13 protein-coding genes and 1 pseudogene are annotated in these 18,459 nt (G+C 27.6%); 3 read left to right on the top strand and 11 right to left on the bottom strand.

Annotation, left to right across the window (positions count from 1 at the left end):
• Positions 1-53 precede the first annotated feature (53 nt).
• Together EJL03_RS08865 and EJL03_RS08860 are read right to left on the bottom strand one after the other, a co-directional pair.
• A complete protein-coding gene (locus EJL03_RS08865; RefSeq protein WP_125153603.1) occupies positions 54-4,001 on the bottom strand; it encodes a cell wall-binding repeat-containing protein in 3,948 nt (1,315 codons plus the stop codon).
• Positions 4,002-4,484: 483 nt separating this feature from the next.
• Positions 4,485-5,510 (bottom strand): acyltransferase, encoded by a 1,026-nt coding sequence (locus EJL03_RS08860; RefSeq protein ID WP_125153602.1) that lies wholly within the window; start codon positions 5,508-5,510, stop codon positions 4,485-4,487.
• 272 nt (positions 5,511-5,782) lie between these two features.
• Here EJL03_RS08860 and EJL03_RS08855 point away from each other — a divergent pair, with 272 nt between their 5' ends.
• Together EJL03_RS08855 and EJL03_RS08850 are read left to right on the top strand one after the other, a co-directional pair.
• Positions 5,783-6,286: an SEC-C metal-binding domain-containing protein gene (locus EJL03_RS08855; RefSeq protein ID WP_125153601.1), complete on the top strand. Its 504-nt coding sequence runs from the start codon at positions 5,783-5,785 to the stop codon at positions 6,284-6,286.
• Between the two features lie 217 nt (positions 6,287-6,503).
• Positions 6,504-8,144, top strand: a complete 1,641-nt coding sequence (locus EJL03_RS08850) for a Na/Pi cotransporter family protein (protein ID WP_125153600.1) — start codon at positions 6,504-6,506, stop codon at positions 8,142-8,144.
• Between the two features lie 52 nt (positions 8,145-8,196).
• Here EJL03_RS08850 and EJL03_RS16455 read toward each other — a convergent pair whose 3' ends face one another.
• From EJL03_RS16455 to EJL03_RS08830, 4 genes and pseudogenes are all read right to left on the bottom strand, one after another.
• Positions 8,197-8,991: a sensor histidine kinase gene (locus EJL03_RS16455; protein WP_341472423.1), complete on the bottom strand. Its 795-nt coding sequence runs from the start codon at positions 8,989-8,991 to the stop codon at positions 8,197-8,199.
• A gap of 96 nt (positions 8,992-9,087) precedes the next feature.
• A pseudogene (locus EJL03_RS16725) lies at positions 9,088-9,473 on the bottom strand (PocR ligand-binding domain-containing protein); the annotation flags it as partial.
• Positions 9,474-9,674: 201 nt separating this feature from the next.
• Positions 9,675-10,244, bottom strand: a complete 570-nt coding sequence (mnmM, locus tag EJL03_RS08835) for a tRNA 5-(aminomethyl)-2-thiouridylate-methyltransferase MnmM (RefSeq protein ID WP_125153597.1) — start codon at positions 10,242-10,244, stop codon at positions 9,675-9,677.
• A gap of 87 nt (positions 10,245-10,331) precedes the next feature.
• The gene (locus EJL03_RS08830) at positions 10,332-11,336 is read right to left on the bottom strand and encodes a type I phosphomannose isomerase catalytic subunit (protein ID WP_164509046.1); all 1,005 of its coding nucleotides are present in this window, start codon (positions 11,334-11,336) and stop codon (positions 10,332-10,334) included.
• 259 nt (positions 11,337-11,595) lie between these two features.
• Here EJL03_RS08830 and EJL03_RS08825 point away from each other — a divergent pair, with 259 nt between their 5' ends.
• Positions 11,596-12,483 carry a hypothetical protein gene (locus tag EJL03_RS08825; protein WP_125153595.1) on the top strand — a complete coding sequence of 296 codons (888 nt, stop codon included), beginning with the start codon at positions 11,596-11,598 and terminating at the stop codon, positions 12,481-12,483.
• Between the two features lie 164 nt (positions 12,484-12,647).
• Here EJL03_RS08825 and EJL03_RS08820 read toward each other — a convergent pair whose 3' ends face one another.
• From EJL03_RS08820 to EJL03_RS08800, 5 genes are all read right to left on the bottom strand, one after another.
• A complete protein-coding gene (locus tag EJL03_RS08820) occupies positions 12,648-14,051 on the bottom strand; it encodes a MerR family transcriptional regulator (RefSeq protein ID WP_125153594.1) in 1,404 nt (467 codons plus the stop codon).
• A gap of 13 nt (positions 14,052-14,064) precedes the next feature.
• The gene (locus tag EJL03_RS08815) at positions 14,065-15,669 is read right to left on the bottom strand and encodes a putative ABC exporter domain-containing protein (protein WP_125153593.1); all 1,605 of its coding nucleotides are present in this window, start codon (positions 15,667-15,669) and stop codon (positions 14,065-14,067) included.
• Complete coding sequence (locus EJL03_RS08810) at positions 15,662-16,390, bottom strand: ABC transporter ATP-binding protein (protein WP_243108688.1); 729 nt, start codon at positions 16,388-16,390, stop codon at positions 15,662-15,664. Before EJL03_RS08810 ends, EJL03_RS08815 begins: the two co-directional genes overlap by 8 nt.
• Before the next feature lie 234 nt (positions 16,391-16,624).
• Positions 16,625-17,833: an EAL and HDOD domain-containing protein gene (locus tag EJL03_RS08805; RefSeq protein WP_125153592.1), complete on the bottom strand. Its 1,209-nt coding sequence runs from the start codon at positions 17,831-17,833 to the stop codon at positions 16,625-16,627.
• Between the two features lie 177 nt (positions 17,834-18,010).
• Complete coding sequence (locus EJL03_RS08800; protein ID WP_125153591.1) at positions 18,011-18,451, bottom strand: DMT family transporter; 441 nt, start codon at positions 18,449-18,451, stop codon at positions 18,011-18,013.
• Positions 18,452-18,459: the final 8 nt, after the last annotated feature.

The raw sequence follows: 18,459 nt of genomic DNA, 5'->3' as shown, positions 1-18,459 counted from the left end.
CAATCTTAAGGGAGAAGGATAAGTAAGGTTACCCTGTCTCACTTTATTAAAATTTATTCTGTAGCTACTGTAACAATTATACCAGCTTTATTTGCTGTAGCTTTACCCTTAGTTAAAGTTACCTTATACTTTCCATCTTTTTCTTCTTCTACTATAACTGTAATACTTTCTTCTTTAACAGCTGCTTTTACTTTTTCTGTTACTTTATCTGTTATATTTGATGTTCCTGCTGGTAATTCATATTTATCTTCAACAACACCTATTTTTCCATCTACTAATTTTTGATTTTCTGCTTTTGTTGCTTCATCTGATAATTCATTAATTTTTTCTAATGCTTTTGTTAACTTTTCAACTAGTGATTTTTCTATAACTGGTTTTTTATTATCTTTTAAATTATTATATGCTGTATTAGCATTTTCAACTTGTTCTTTATTCTCTAAAGAGATTTCTTCTAATTTAGGTAACTTATTTATTAACTCTTGAACTGCTCTTGCAGGTGCAACAGCTTTTCCAGTCATTTCTTTAGAAACCTTGAATTTTAAACCTTCTCCTTTTTCGATGGATGATGGCTCATATTTATTTGTTTCTCCATCTTTATCTTCTTTACTCTTTATACTCTGAGTATCATTAACTTTTACTGTTATTTCCTGAGTTTGTTCTTGGTCTATTAATTTTGCAACTGATTCATCTTTTAGAGTATAAACTACTGTATTTCCTTCAACCTTTGCATTCTTAACTTCTAAATTTGATGCTTTAGTACTTACAAATTTAAAGTCATCTTTATTAGCACAATTTTCTTCAAGTCTTGTATTGAATTTTACAGTTATTTTTCCTTCTTCAAGATCAACATTCCAAGTTTTAGCTATTTCTTCTGCCTCAAAATTATTACTATCACTCTCAGTAAGATTTATATTCACATAACCATCTTTCTTTTCGTATGAAAGTTCTGGTTTTATATCATTTGTATTAACTTGTTCTAGTTTTGACATATCTACACTTATACTGTTTCCAATTATATCTTTTAATCCATCTATTTTGGATACTTTCAAGTCTGAACCTATAGCTTTTACTTTTACAGCTTCTTCATCTTTAAATCTAAATTCAACTATATCTCCCTTTGTTGAAACATTATCTGGGTATATATTTTTATCATTTGCATCTGGAGCACCATCTGCAACTGCATAAGCACTATATACCTTTTTTCCATTTTCTTCAATCTTTGTATCATCAATTTCGTCAACTGTTCCATCAAATTTAATTTGGACAATAGCTTCGTCGCCATCATCTTTAATAGTCATTGGATCTTCAGCTAAACTTACTAATGCTCCTACTGATTTTTCAGATATCGTTTTTGTTGAATCAGCGTCCATTTTTACTCCACTTGATGATTCAACATCTTTTGTTACTATTATTTCTTTTACGATATTTGAATCTGAAATATTATCTTTTTCTGTAGACTCTAAAACAAAATGACTATCTGGTAATTCAATAGTAACAGTTTTATTATCACTTGATACAGTTATCTTTGTATCAGATGGTAACTGTTTTATTTTATTATCCTTTGATTTATATTTGTAATTTTCAACCTTTGTAACACTTGAAGATTTCATTTCTTGATCAAATATTACTGCTAATTTATGATCTTTTGCATCCTTTATCTTAACGGCATCTTTTACAGTTGGAACAATTTCTGCACCATTTATATTTCCTTCGTAATCATCCATAATATTACCAGCTAAGTCTACTATATTTTCAACCTTTAAAGTATACTTAGAACTATCTAGTTTCTTTTCATCTGATAAAGTTATATCATAAGTATCATCTGAAATAGATTTAACTTCTTCTAACTTAACTTTATTACTCTTTGAATCTCTTAAAGTATAATTATCTTTATCTTCGGCAACCTTCTTAGAAACATCTTTACTATAAATTACTCTTATAGTATTATCATCTACTGTTAATATATAATTAACCTTTGGCTTAGCAGTATCCTTATCTGCAGTAAATGTTGCTCTTATATCATCGTCTATTTTATTTCCATAAGCATCTTTTAATTTATTTGATATTTCTACAGTATTAGAACCTGTTCTAATATTTTCAACTCCTGATAATTTAATCTGAGTATCATCTTCCTCAAGATCTCTAGTTACATCTAAATTAGAACCATCATTTAAAGTAATCTTGCATTCATCAACAGATTTCTGATCTAATGCTCTATCAAAGTTTATATATATTTTTCCATCAGTTGATCCCTTTACTGATTTAACCTTTGGAGCTCCAGTAACTTTATCAACCTTAAAATCTACTTTATATTCTTTCATAGTCCATCCAGCAGCGTCAACTAGATATTCTCCATCTTTTCCTTCTGGAACTTTAAGTGTATTAGTACCACTTTCTATTTCACTATCTAAATAAAATTCAACTTTATTTACAAAGTATCCTTTCTTGTTATAGCCTTTTGCTTCAACTGAATTTTTTAATTTACTATATGCTAATTCATTATCTCCATTTTTGTCTGTATTATATCCTATTGATTTTATAGTACGATTATTTATTTCTACCTGATCCGCAATTGTCTCAAGAGCTGCTTCTTCAGTTGTTCCTTCTGTAAATACAGCTTCTGAGAATTCAATTATTACTTTTTTATTACCATTTACAGCTACATCTTTAACTGTTGGAGCAACTGTATCTTTGAAAGTAACTTTCTTTTCATCTTCTTTAATAAGTTTTGATTTATCTGAAACTAAGATACCCTCTTTAACTTTAAGAGTCTTCTCTTTTCCTTGTCCTTCTTTAGCATTTATAGTAATTAAAAGTTCATCATCATTTCCCTGAAGTTCAGCTACTGCCTTATCACTTGATAACTCTTCTCCATCTAATTCATAGTTTCTTACATCTTCAGCTGTGTCTCCATCAACTGCAGTAGCAAATTTAACTTTAATCTGATTTAAGTTTACAGCTTCAACTGAAGCAACTTCATTTTTTCCTTCAGCTTTCTCACCTTTTAATTCTTTTTCTATATCTTCGCTTACAACGCCAGTTCCACCAACGATTGTAACCTTACTATCATCTTTCATGTGGTCTTTAACATATTTAATACTAGCATCTACGTTAGTTTTGTTTGCACCAAATCCAGTAAGAACAACTGGAGCACCATATTTAGCTGCTGCTGCTGATGCAACTAAAGCATCTGCAAAGTTAGCGTCTCCACTAGCTCCACCTGCTGCCATAAATATGTTTTTAACGTCTTTTAAGTCTCCTTCAAAGTATTCTAATACTTTTAAGTTAGTTTCAAATCTGTCAGCACCACTAGCTATTCTAGTAGCTTTAACTGATTCTAATACTGTATCTGGTAAAACTGCTGTTCCACCAACTGCTACTAATTCTAATCCTTTAGCAGCTTCTTTAACTTCTGCTGGAACTTCATTTGCATTACCAAATAATACAGGCATTCCCTTTGATGCTGCTATTGAAGCAACTGATAATGCATCAGCATATCCTGCTGCACTTACTAGAACACCCTTAGTTGATTTTGTTAATTCAACAACTTTTTTAGCAACATTAGCATTTGTTTCATATCTGCTTGTTCCTGCAATTCTTTCTACTTCATAAGATTTTGCAAGTTCAGTTTCTAAAGCAGTTTTAACAACTCCAGTACCACCAACTATAACAACTTTTTTAGCTCCAAGTGAAGCTAATGTTGCTGTTAAATCAGCGGATGGTTTTTCAGCTTCGTTAGTTAAAAGAATTGGTGCGTTTAACTGTTTTGCAAGTGGTGTTGCACTTACAGCGTCAGCATATCCGTATCCATTAACTAATACTACTGTTTCTGCCTTTCCAAATACTTGTTTAGCAACTTCCTGTGAAGTAGCTATTCTGTCGCTTCCACCTGTTCTTTCAACTGTAGCTGCTGCACTTACGTTAACAGCGGATAAAGTTGAAGTTAATATTAAACTCATTACTGTAGCACTTGCTAGTGCCTTGTGGCTTCTTTTACTCATAATTATGATAACCTCCTCATTTAAGTAAATATAAGTTTGTATATATAAATTAATTATATATTAAAATAATATATATACTTTTCTAGCTTAATAATTTTTTGAATTATTTCATTTATTTCAAATAAAAACATTAAAATTCCTATTATTGAAATTTTAACTTATGCGTAATTATAACATAGTTTGTCTATATTTTCTATACCTAACAATAAATAAATTTTTTAAGTTTTTATTAAATATCCGGATATTTTTCTTATGTACTCCATATGTTTGTTTATTTAACTACTATTATGTTTTATTTCTAAATTTAACCTCGGATACTATTATACAACATACATTCTAATATTTCTATAGTTTTTTACTTGGAAAATATAACTATAATGTCCACATTATTGTCAATATACCTGTAATATTATGTTTCTAGACTATATTTATTCTATATCAAGTAACTAATTCCTTCTTATTAACTTAAATTTATAGATATACTCAGAAACTTTTTTTTATTACAAGTTTCAACTTCCTTACTATAGTCCCAAAAATTGCAGGAATAAAAGTGCATAGTATAATGGAAGTAATTATAAAATATACATTTCCTATACTTATATTCATATCTTTAAGTAATTTTATGTAATAATAAAGTACCAAAGGATGGGATAAATATATTACATATGAATTATTCGATATATTTTTTAGAAACTTTAATAAAAACTTGCTTTTTATTTTAAGAATCACTAAAAAAGCTGAAAATACAACAGAATATACTATAATAGAGGGTCTTATAAAGGTAGTAGCATAGTCTAAACTTTTATCTGTATTTAAACTTATATGACATTCTAAAATTATCCCTACACTACTTATAAATGATATGAAAGCTACCATTTTTTTATGACTTCTTATCTTATCTATAATAGATGTAATATTACTACTTATAAATACCCCTAAAACAAAATAAAAAAACCAAAATATTGTGTTTCTCTTTTGGAAAAAATCTAATTGTAAATTAGGTACATTATAATAGTGTGCAGAAAAAGTAACACCTGCAGTAATTAAAAAACTTATGAAAAGTCCTGCTCTCCTTTTCATAAAGCTATATAATAGAGGAAATACTAAATATAATTTAATAATCATGGGCATATAATAAAGATGGTAAAACACCCTGTCCCCTTTTATAATTTTATTAATCCAAAGTGAATAATTAAAATCTTTATTTACTAGGGTTAAATACACTACGCTCCATATAATATATAGAGGTAATATTTTTCCTAATCTATGTATCAAAAAATAAATGTACCCCTTTTCTTTTTTGTAACTTAGAGAAAGCCCCACTCCAGACATAAGTACAAAAAGAGGTACTGAAAATCTGCTGAGTTGATTTAATATTATTGATATATTATATGCAGTCCCTCCATTTACACTCTCTCTTAAAGCATATGCAGATCCGTGTATAACAACTACTCCTATCACTGCTATAGCCCTTGCTAAATCCAATTCTACAATTCGCTTGCTGCTCATTAATTCACGTCCTTTCAAAAATTTGCTTCACTTGCATATTATATTACAGTGAAATTTGCCATTTTTTATTGATTTTTTCTAATATTATGTTAAACTTATTTTATACCATATCTACCCATATGTCATGATTTTTGTATTATCAATTAATGTTTTACATGTATTTTTACTAAATATATTTCATGTATTGGTTATTAATATTAAAATGTTGAAAATATACCCTAACTCTATTATAATTATAAATAGAACTATACTTTGTAAAAGGAGAATATGATATGAGTTTATATAACGAATGGAAAAATTTAGTTGTATTTTTTGTACAAACTAGAGGCGAAGAAGAATTCTGGAAAGAATATGGTTCTATAGAAGGAAAAATTGTACCACAGGTTCTTAAAAACTATAAAGATCCATTTAAGGGTAAATTCAATGAATTAGCTAAGAACTTTAATGTTTCAAATGTTTCTTTTATGGGTTTCCTAGATGGAGTAAATTCTTCTCTTAAAAAACCTGTTCACATTGATAGCATAACGGAAGATTCAGAAATTTTATTAGATATAGATTTTGAAAAATTATACATAGCAATGCTTCAAGCAGGTACTGATAATCTATATACTTTACCTGAATGGAACATTATATTTGGAAAGGACAAGCTTACTAAATTAAATATGGAATTTAGTAATACAAAAACTGTTCTTTCAGCTAAAAAAGTTGGAAGAAATGATCTTTGTCCATGTGGTAGTGGTAAGAAATATAAAAACTGTTGCGCTAATAACGCCTAATTTTCCTATTTTTTATATTTCTTTTATTTGCTTATAAAAATGATAGCCAGATGAATGGTGGCAATTTTGCCGCCATTTGTCTTTTTTGTTTATAAAAATAAAATTTGTTTATATTACGTTTACACTCTTAACATAAACTTAACATACATTTAACATTAAACCTTTATAATAAATAGAGTTTTAGAATCTAATTTTGTCGTTTACAGGAGGATTTTGGATGAAAGATTTGATTTTTGGGCTGATAGGTGGTACAGCTCTGTTAATGTATGGAGTAAACAAAATGGGTACAGGTCTAGAAAAAGCCGCCGGAAAAATGATGAAAAAAATTCTTACAGTGCTTACAGGTAAGGTTTGGAGTGCTTTTATAGTAGGCATTATTTTAACCGCACTAGTCCAAAGTAGTACTGCCATAACAGTTTTAACCGTAGGATTCGTTAATGCTGGACTTATGAATCTTTCTCAAGCAACTGGTATTATTTTTGGTGCAAACATAGGTACAACAGTTACAGCACAACTTATGGCTGTAAGTGTTAAATTTAAGTTAACAGAAATAGCTCTTCCTATATTAGGTATAGGATTTTTAATATCTTATTCTTTTAAAAAGGAAACTATTAAACATTTAGGTGACGCCATTATGGGCTTTGGTTTAATGTTTTTAGGACTTAAAATATTAAATGGCGGCGTTCCTATTATTCAGCAAAGTGAATCCATAAGATATTTCTTTGAAACCTACGCGTCTATTCCTATTATTGCTGTACTTTTAGGAGCTTGTGCTACAGCTTTAGTTCACAGTAGTAGTGCAACTATAGGTTTAGTTTTAGTTCTTGCACAAGCGGGACTTTTAGATTTAAGTTCTGCAGTTTGTATAATGCTTGGAGACAATATTGGTACATGCGTTAGTGCTCAACTTGCTAGCTTAACCGGTAATATAAATGGTCGTAGAACAGCTTGGGCTCATACCTTATATAACTGTTTTGGTGTTTTATTAATGGCAATTTTCTTTAAACCTTTTATAGCACTAATACAAATTATAACTATGAATCTTCAAAACAGTTCCGATATAAATTTACAAATAGCCAATTCACATACTTTATTTAATATTATAAACTCAATGATATTTTTACCTTTAAATAAATACTATGTGAAATTTTTAGAAAAATTAATAAGAGAAAGAAAAAATGAAGTAGGTTTTGCTCCTTTAGATAAATTACTTTTATCTACCCCAATTGCTGCCCTAAAAGCTTCTTTATCAGAGCTTATAAAGGCTACAGAAATTTCAAAAGAAATGGTTAAACATTCTATGGACTGCTTTTTTAATAACGATGATAAAACTTTAAACGAAATAAATAATAACGAAAATATACTGAACAGTATTCAAAAAGATATAACCTCTTATATGGTGGAGCTTGGTAAAAAGCCATTATCAGAAGCCCACTCTAAAATGGTGCCTGCTTTTATAAATTCTGTTAATAACGTGGAAAGAGCCGGTGACTATGCTAAGGAATTCATAACGTTTATAAATATTAAAATAACTCGGGAATTATCTTTTAGTAGCGAATCAGTAAAAGAGCTTAGAGAATTAGAAATGGTTGTTATGGAAATGTTTGATTGTACTTTAAAAGCTTTAGGTACAAATGATCCAAATCTTAGAGAAAAAGTAAAATGTTTAGAAAACAAAATAGATGCTTTAAGTGATACTATTTCTCAAAATCATATTAGAAGACTTGAAAATGGCAGCTGTAAAGTTGAATCTGGAGTTATACTGCTAGATGTGGTTACTCATCTTGAAAGAATTGCAGATCACATATATAAAGTCTGTATGATTGGTACAAATGAATTACTTGATCTTAGTTTATAGCATACATAGGGACAGTACTTATTTATAGCACTGTCCCATTAATTTATCTAATTTAAGAAAAATACACATCTGAAAATTCTATTTCTATTGTTTTTTCCTTACTGCCATTTTCTAAAATATTGTTATTACAAAAGCTCTTTTCCTTCAATGTTCTTTTAGGAATTTGTACAAAAAACTTACTTCCCTTTCCACTTTCACTCTCTACCCATATTTTACCTTTATGCATCTCAACTAAAGATTTTATTAGAGATAAGCCTATTCCACTACCTTCATTATTTCTAGATAATGACTTGTCTACTTGAATGAATCTATCAAATATAAGTTTTTGTTTATCACTTGGTATTCCTATACCATTATCCTCCACAGTTATTAGTAGATTTTTTTCCATTTCCTCAATATTTACAAGGACTTCTCCCCCTGGTGGAGTAAATTTAATACTATTTGAAAGTAAGTTTAGTATAATTTTTTCTATTTTATCTCCATCACAAGCTACTAATAATTCCTCTGTGTTTGTATCAAATAAAAGATCTATATTCTTATTTTTCGCATACTCAACTACAGACAGTGTTATATCCTCTACCAAACTAACTATATTTATATTACTTAAATACAATCTAAAATATTCTGCATCTATTTTATTTAAGTCTATTAAATTATCAACCATTTTTATAAGTCTATAACTATTTTGTCTTATGATTCTTGTATATTTATTTATATTTTTAAGTTCATCATGTGTATCGTTTCTAATATTTTTTGCTACTAATTCACACATCTGTAGTGATGTAAATATCATATTTAGTGGGGTTCTAAACTCATGTGAAATATTTGCAAAAAACTCTGTTCTCATTCTTTCATATTCTTCTGCGTGATTCTTATCAATGCCAAGTTCCCCAATTATGTACCCTAAATTTTCATAGTAGCCAATCACATCTTTTATTTTCTCCTTTTTTACAACTGGTACCTTCTTTATGGCATCTATATACTCTTCTTCGTCTACCTTAAGTAGTCTTGCCTGCTTTTTAAAATAATCCAAATCTGGCTCTTTTATAAAAAACTGTGCCATAACAAATCTTCCCATGTACTCCCCCTCTAAATCAATGGGGATGCTTGCCTTCATAAATCCATTAATACACTTATATATAGTTATATTTTTTTCTATATGCACAACCTTACCATTTTTAACTTTTTCATCATAGCATTTACCTTCGTATCTTGAATATCTATATGAAATTTTTTGCATACATATTGCATATCTGTTTTTGCTAATATTTCTCCATCCTTACTTACAATATAGTGAGATATTCCTGTTAAATTATAAAACTTGTCCATCAAATTTTGTAATTTAGATAAATCTACTATATCTCTAAGACTATATTTAGTCATATTATTTATTCCACTTCCTCTTATTTAAAATGCTGTATATATATTATATACGTAATTGTTATCAGATTAGCTAAAAAAAGTGAATATTGTTCACAGAAAAATAAGGAGTGATTAACATATTGTTTAATTTTTGTTAATCACTTCTAATTAACCCCTTTTTTCTACGCATATAAGAGCAGGAGGGTTATTTATTTGATTAATAAATTCTAGTTTTATTACATTATATTCCTTTTGATTTATTGAAGACAATAAATTTTCTAAAGCTAATTTCTCCTCTTTACCATTTTCATGACCATGATATATAACCAATATTATTACAGAATCCTCTTTTAATAAATTCAAGGATTTTTTAACTGCCTGTAAAGTAGTTTCAGCCTTTGTAGTTATGTTATGTGAAAGCTTTGGCAAGTACCCTAAATTAAACATAATAACATCAACCTTTTCTTTCACATATTTATCTATATTTTCATGTCCATCTTTTATAAGCTCTACATTTTCTACTCCATTTTCTTTTAGTTTTTCCGAAGTATTTAATAGAGCTTTTTCTTGTATATCAAAGGCGTATACCTTTCCACTTTCCCCTACTAAATTAGCTAGAAAAACTGTATCATTACCATTCCCCATAGTAGCATCCACTGCTATAGAACCCTCATTTAGTTTGCCTATACATATTTTCTTAGCCAAATTCATAGAATTTGTAAAAAAATTCTCCTTCATATTTCCTCATCCTACTTCCATTATCTATTGCAATTTATACTACTATAATTATATTTTTAAAAGCTAAAATCATCAAACTCAAATAAACTACATTACTACCATTTTAAATATTTCTGCTCTTGAATATCCCATATCCATAAGCTTTTCTACTTTTTTATCTATAATATCATCATAGGGCATATATATCTTTAAAAATTTAAATTTTCCTTGCAACATATGCTTTTCTAGAGATGCTGGTACAAATATAGCCTCCCCTTTTGTAAATTTTATAATATTAAAATTGTATATAATTCTTCCCTCACCCTGTAGAATTATATATATTACAAAAGCTTTTTTATAGGTATTTTCAGTAATCTGTCCACATCCCTGGTACATTTCTATGCAAAACCTTCTACTTAAAGCTATATAAGTTATATAAAGTCCTTTAGATATTTCAAATTTAAGTCCACTTCTCCATCCACTTTCATCATTTTCAAAATTTATAACCTGCAATGCTTTTTTAATATGAAGCTCTCTTTCATTTCCCTGACTATCTTTTCTATGATAATCATATAGCCTATAGGTTAAATCTGAGTTTTGTTGTACTTCTAAAAGCTTAATGCCACCTCCTATAGAATGTACTGTCCCTGCAGGAATATTTATTATATCCCCTGGTTTAACCTTAATATAATTAACACACTCTTTTATATTATCCTTATATATTTCCTTTAATAACTTTTCCTTATTTACATTTTCTTTGGTTCCACATATAAGCTTTGCATTAGGTTCTGCATATAATATATACCAAAGTTCATTTTTACCCATTTGCTTATTTTCATTTTTATAGGCATAATAATCATCTGGATGAACTTGAATTGAAAGCTTATCCAAAGCATTTATATATTTTATAAGTAATGGAAATTCCTCATTTAAACTAAAGTTTGTACCAAGTATTTCTTCTCTATATTTATTAATAAGCATATATAAAGAATATCCCTTATAAAAACCGTTTAAAATAATGCTTAACCCCTTTGGATGAGTTGATACCTTCCACTTTTCTTCACCCCATAAAGCTTTTTTACATAGGGGATCAAATTTAAAAGGATAAAACATTTTTCCCTCCATTTTTAAAATTGCTTATATTAGATTCTATTTCAAAAATATACAATATAGAATTGTTAGAAAAGAGAATATTATAAAATAAAAAGAAAACATTAAAAGAAACAGTGTAATTTATATATATAAGCTTAAAATAGATTTTTTCAGATAAAATCCCCTAAAATTCTTCTGTACCATTTAAAAACCTTGTAGTAAAATAAAAAGGTATTAAAAGTAATTTAATTGAAAAAATTTCAATTTAGAGGTGTAAACTATGGTTAAATATGAATTACCATTCAACTTTGATATAAAATTACTTGATTTTATTACAGAAAAAATAGATAAGGATTGGGTAGAATTTTTATTTTTAGCACCTTTTAAAGAAGACAGTAAAAACGCTAGAAGTCATTTAGAAGGAATAGATAAAAAAAATTGGACCTACACCGTTCCAATTACAAGAGATGATTATTCCTTTTATATTAAGGAAATTCAAAAGAGAGGACTAAAACCTGCAGTACTTTTTCAAGAGGAAAAACCCATAGATTATTCTACTTTAGATTATTATTTAAAACTTGGAGTAGATAATTTTGTAGTTAACTCGGATGAATTAGCTAAGATGATTAAAAATTTAAATCCTAAATTTAAAGTAGTTGCTTCTATTACAAAAACTTTAAGTGCAACAAATCTCTGGGAAAATGACTATTCTATGTATGATAAAATAGTACTTCATTTCCCATTTAATAGAGCCTTAAGTAGAATAAATAAATTACCTAATTTTTATAAATACACATTACTTGTAAACTCCTATTGCCTTTATAACTGCAGCATAGCAAAAAAACATTGGGCTAGTACAAATGAAAATTATTCTAATATTAATTGCTTAAAAAATCAGCATAAGGATGATTTAATATATATTCCTCCTGAATATGTAAATATATTTGAACCTTTTGTGGATAGTTTTAAAATCCAAGGAAGAGAATATAAAACTGATATATTAAAAGAAGAAATTTACTGCTACTATAAAAATATTCATAATCCTATGGCAGGGGTAATTTATAACCGTTTATCTTCCTTTAATGCAGAAGAGTATTTTAATAAGGGTAAAGACTTAAAATTTGTAATATATGATAATCCTCATAACAATTTGCCTCAACCTGCTTAATAATAATCCCATAGATTAAAAATGAAACACAATATATTTCATAATTTAAAGAAATATATTGTGTTTTATTAAAATGTATATCTTTTTAAAAATATTTATAAAAAATATGAAATTAAAGGACTTCTTCACTGCCATTTTAAAAATATAGTAGTTAAAAAACAATTTTATAATTTTTCTATTTCTATATAAAAATCTATTTTTACTTTTTCCTTATCTGTTACTTCTTTTATTATACTTATTTGAGGACCTATAGCTATGTCTATATCCTTTTCTGAAACAAAAATTAAATACATATAATCAATAAACTTTGAAAAACTTTCTATATTCCCTTTGTAGTTTGTTATACAATACTCCCCACTAGGTATTATAGCTTTTACCATATGTTCTGGAATATTTTCTATATTAGAAACTTCAATACCTATGAAAGTTGAAAAAACTTCGCCATTATTAAAAGATTTATCCAAAGTGTCCATACCATTTATTTTATATATCAAATCACTATTTACCGGGTTTTTAATTTTATAAATCTGCTTTTTAAATTCCCCTACCAGCTTAAAAACATCCTCTATTTTTACAAACTCTGTATAGTTTATACCAACTAGCTTTATTTCATCTTTTTTTACTATTTTATAATGTGTATCAATAAATTCTTCTTTTAATTTATTTTCATACTCCTTAAACTTTTCTTCCCCTGCTTTTTCTCTTTTTACAAGCTTATCATTAAGCATTCTATACTTCGAACTTAAAATTATCAGCTGTGAGTGAATTTTTTCAAGTGTATTTACAAGTAATTTAATATTTTCTTCTTTTTTAAAGTAATTAAAAAATATTTTAAGGTTTTCCTGCTCTTCTTTTGACATATCTATATTTAGGTTTTCAAAGTCATAGAAATTATCATCATAAAAGTCAGTAAAAATTCTATCCATTCCACTTTGAACCCCATTTTTTAAGTTTTCCCATTTTTCTTCTTCCAGCTGCATATAAGGTATTATTTCCTCTGTTACAGAAATATTATCTGATGTGTCTAAAGCTTTTACTAAGTTTATCCATGCCTCTTCCTTTTCCATTGTATTAAGTGGTTCCCTTAAATACTCACCAAATATTAAGGATAATAACTTACCGTAAGGACCTGGGAAAATCCTTTCCAAGGTCCTCTCCATAAAATTTTCCCTTTGTTTTTCATTCATTTCTATGGCTTCTTTTAAAGTTACCATTCTTTCAGTAACTTTAAATATATCTTCATGCTGTCCCTTTAAATCCTCTACGCAGCTTCCTATTACACTACTGCATCTTTCTAAATCTTTAATTTGTTTTTGTATTTTTTCTCTATAATCAGAGAGGATTTTATATAAGTTTTTTGTATCTTTTAAAGCATGCGATATTTCCAAAACGCTAAGTCCAAAGCTTCTAAGGGATGCAATTTGTTTAAGCTTTAAAACATCCTCTTTAGTATAGTGTCTATAATTATTAAATTCATTTACCAAAGGCTTTATAAGCCCCTTTTCTTCATAATAATTTATAGCCTTTTTTGTAAGCTTTGTAATTTTCATTACTTCACTTATTTTCATCTATTCACCTACTTTATAGTTCTAATCTATAAAAAAGTTTATCAATAATTACAAACATTAAAGATAAAATTATAAAAGATACTACTAAAAATATTATAATGGCTAAATTAACACTTGAAAGTTTTTGTCCTAAATATCCTGCAGAAATCATAGGTAAACTTAAAAATACAACCTGTAGTATAAAATTTAAAATGCTGCTTTTGCCTTCACCTACTCCTACTAGTATTCTAGAGATTACTCCTACAAAATAATTTATAATTCCTGTAACTATAAGTAATATACAAATTCCTATAATATAGCCCTTTTTTTCAGTTGAAAATAACATGCTAGGTAAAGTTAAAAAAATGCTAGACAATGTGTTGTTTAAAATATTTTCATAGGATATTGCAAGTATTTTATAGGCTGGTCTCCCTGGCAACAAAAATACATGCTGCTTTTTTAGTTCATATAAAACGTTGTTTGTTATACTTGTAGCTACAGTTGATAATGATATAAACACAAAAACATATATAGCAGTAAAATTTTTAGTATCTTTTACAAACAATCCTATTAATATAGAAATAATTACGCACACTGAATATGACATTATTTTAGTTAAAGGATTTACCCTTCTTTTATTCATAATATTATTTTTCCAAATAAAAGCCCATTCTCCTTTATATTCTTTTGCATTAACTTTTTTAACCTTTTTTAACTTTTGTCCATTATCTGCATTCATATAATCATGTATATTTTTATTACTAGTAAGAATTTTATCTATGCTTTCTGCATATAAAACCGCTTCTTCATAATAATCCGTTGCAAAATAAATTCCCAAAAGAAGAGTGGATGCTGTTACTAAAGTTAATGCTGTTATTTCAAATATAGGCTTTATACCATATAATGATTCATATAATATAATATCCTTTGCCCATCCTACAATAGTAAATTTTGAAAATATACTTCCATTTATCACTTTAACTAAACTTCCCAATATATTTTCTTTATAATCTATAGAAAAGCCTATATATAAAACAATAATAAGGGTACTTACTCTTATTAGTATTTTTAAAAGCCCTCTTAAATTAAATCTTGTAGAAAGTGTATATACTAAAAACTTAATTCCTCTTAAAAATATAGTTAATAAAAGAAATGTAATAACCATATATAATTTTTTATTATCATTGCTACTGGTAAAGTTACCTAAAAAAGCTATATATATAAACATGTAAAATATTGCAGATAATATATCTATAAAGAAGCTTCTAAACATAGTAAAAGCATAAATTATTCTAGATCCAATAGGAGAGGTGAAAAGATAATACGCATCACTTAATTTAAATTGCCCTGGATTATATTTATCCACAGACTTATTTAGTGTGTATAGTAAAATTATAAGTAGTATAGTAAGTATTATAGCCCCTTCCATCTCTGGTGTAATTTTAAAATTTAACTTTTTCGTCCCCGTTTTATTTCCTATAAACATACCATAGATTAAAAATACTAAGGGCAAAAGTGTAAGAGCTAATTTTTTTAATCCTGCTACTGGATTTTTTATATAATATAAAAATGTATTCTTTATTTTAAGTAGTTCCATATAGGTTAAATTTTTAAAATCCTTTATAACTTCATTATTCACCGCTAGTCACCTCTAAAAACATGTCTTCTACAGTAACACAATCATCTGCATTTAGTTTTTCTCTAAGCTCTTTTATACTTCCTTGCTCTATAATTTTACCCTTTTTCATAATTATAATGCTGTCACAAAGCCCTTCAGCAGAATCCAGTATATGAGTACTTATTAAAAGGGTTTTCCCCTGGTCTTTTAACATCTTTAATATATTTTTAAGTTCCTTTATAGCTTGTGGATCAAGACCTATCATAGGCTCGTCTATAAAAAATATATCTGGTTTATGTACTAAACTACAACATATAGAAAGTTTTTGTTTCATACCCTTGGATAGATTTTTCCCAACCTCATTTTTTTTATCTAACAAATTAAAACTTTGAAGTATTTTTTCTCCATATTCTTCCCAATTGTTTATCCTGTAGGCAAGGGCCATAAATTTTAAATGCTCCCAAACTGTAAGCATAGGATATACATCTGGGGATTCAGGTATATATGCAAGTTTACTTCTAATTTCTTTATTTTTTATACTCTCCCCTTTAATAAATATTTCTCCATTAGTTTTTCTTAAAAGTCCTAATATACATTTAATAGTAGTGGTTTTACCTGCTCCATTAGGCCCTGTTAAAAATATAATCTCTCCTTTATTTAAATTAAAACTTATTTCATCTACTGCTTTGGTCTTTCCAAAGTACTTTTTTAAATCCTTTACTTGTAAAATATTATTTTCCATGCTTTCTCTCCCTTTTATATATTAATTTCATATATGTCACTATTACTTTATAACATGTACCCCAGGGGAACAGTCAAGAAAAAAAACTATATTTAGTGAAAAATTTTTCATTAAATATAGCTTTTACTCTTAAGTTTAATTTTTTTATTCTATACTATTTTATTGACTTTTTCCTTTTAAACATTCTTCTTTTAGACTTTTTTAGTTAACTATTTGCTTTTATAAAACTTTTTATCAACTTTCTTCTATTTCTGCCATCCAATTTATAGCCTTTGCATAACTTCTTATGATATATCTTTTTGGCAAATCCATTATCTTACAATAAAGAAGAACTTTATTAAAATCTCCTCTTTCATAATATATAATCAGATCTAAAAGCACCCTAATATTATTTTCTTCTCCTATTAATGCTTTTTTAACATCTTCAGGTATAGGGAGCTCTTTCATTATATTTTCCATGGGCTGTCCTAAAAACACATCAATAGTTGAAAATAACCCTGTAACATATGCATCAAAATCATCCATATTAATATTTTTGGCTAGTTCTTCACAAAACTTTGCCCTTATTAGTGATATTTTTAAAAGTTCATCAGCTTTATCCTTACATATAGCTCTAACAGTTATAACATAAACCCATTTATATATTTCCTTTACACCTAAAAGTGCCATGGCCTGCTTTATAGAATTTACTTTAGCTTTAAAACCATAGGCAGAAGAATTTATCATTTTAAATAACTTATATAATATAGACATATCCATTTTTATATAGTTTTCTATTTTGTTAAAATCCACTTCCTCTTTGTTGCCAAGTTCCTGAAGAATTTTTAAATGAGCTAACTTATTTGCCGGAATATCCTTTGCAGAAACTACAGAAGGTTTACTAAAAAAATATCCCTGGAAATAGCTATATCCATAGCTTATTGCTTCATTAAAATCTTCCCTTGTTTCCACCTTTTCAGCTAAGAATTTTATGTGCGGATTATTAACTGTTTTTATAATTCTTTTTCTCTCCGTTCCTACAACCACTCTAAAATCAACTTTAATAATATCTGCTAAGTCCAATAGTCTTATGTATTTTGGATGAAACACAAAATCATCTAGTGCAATGGTATAGCCCTTCTCTTTTAATATTTTGCAAGCCCTAATTATTTCTTCTGTAGGTTCCACATCTTCTAATATTTCTATAACTACTAAATGTTTAGGAAGTATTGTACCTATTTCATTTTTAATTAAAGTTTCAGTAAAATTTATAAAAGCCTTTTTTCCCCCTGTAAGTCTTTCCATACCTATTAGATAAAAACCATTAGTAATCACATCACAGGTAGCTTTATTTCCATCCACATTATTATAAAAATTTTCTTCACTATTTCTAAAAAGAAGTTCATAAGCTACTACTTTTTCATTCCTGTTAAATATAGGTTGTCTTGCAATAAACACATCCATTTTCTTATCCCCTTTAAACTATATTTAAACTAAGACTTATCAAATATATTCTAACATCTTTTGTGAAAAATTTGTTCAATTAAGTAATAAAAAATATAAAAAGTATAAATTACCCATTATAAAGTAGCATTTGGTCACATAAAAAAGGAACCTTATAAATAAAGTTCCTAAAATAATCTACTGTGTTTTCTTTTTATCTATATAAAAATTATAAAGTAATCCTGCTAATATAAGAATACTTCCAAAAATTTTTCCCTTAGATATTAAATTTGATGCAGTATAATCTATAATTATCCCTGTGCCAATTTGTCCTATAAATATAAGTAGTGTGGAATATATGGCAGGTATTTTGGGTATTACTACATTAGATGTTGCCACAATTAAAACTCCTATAGCTCCCCCTAAATATGACCACCATGGTACAGAATATAAATTATTTGCAGGTATATAAAGCTGTCCATCTTTTACAGCTAACAATATTAAAGTTCCTATAAGCCCTACTATGTAATTTATAAGTGTACTTTGAAATATGCCTATTTCCTCTCCTAATCTAGAATTTGTTACCATAGATGTAATAACAAATGCACCAGTTATAAATGCAATAAATATATATATCATAAAAATCC

It is taken from the genome of Clostridium rectalis, from assembly GCF_900626095.1.
Classification (GTDB): domain Bacteria; phylum Bacillota; class Clostridia; order Clostridiales; family Clostridiaceae; genus Clostridium_AS; species Clostridium_AS rectalis.
The sequence above is the reverse complement of the archived record's forward strand: the minus strand, read 5'-3'. Positions and strand labels throughout refer to the sequence as shown.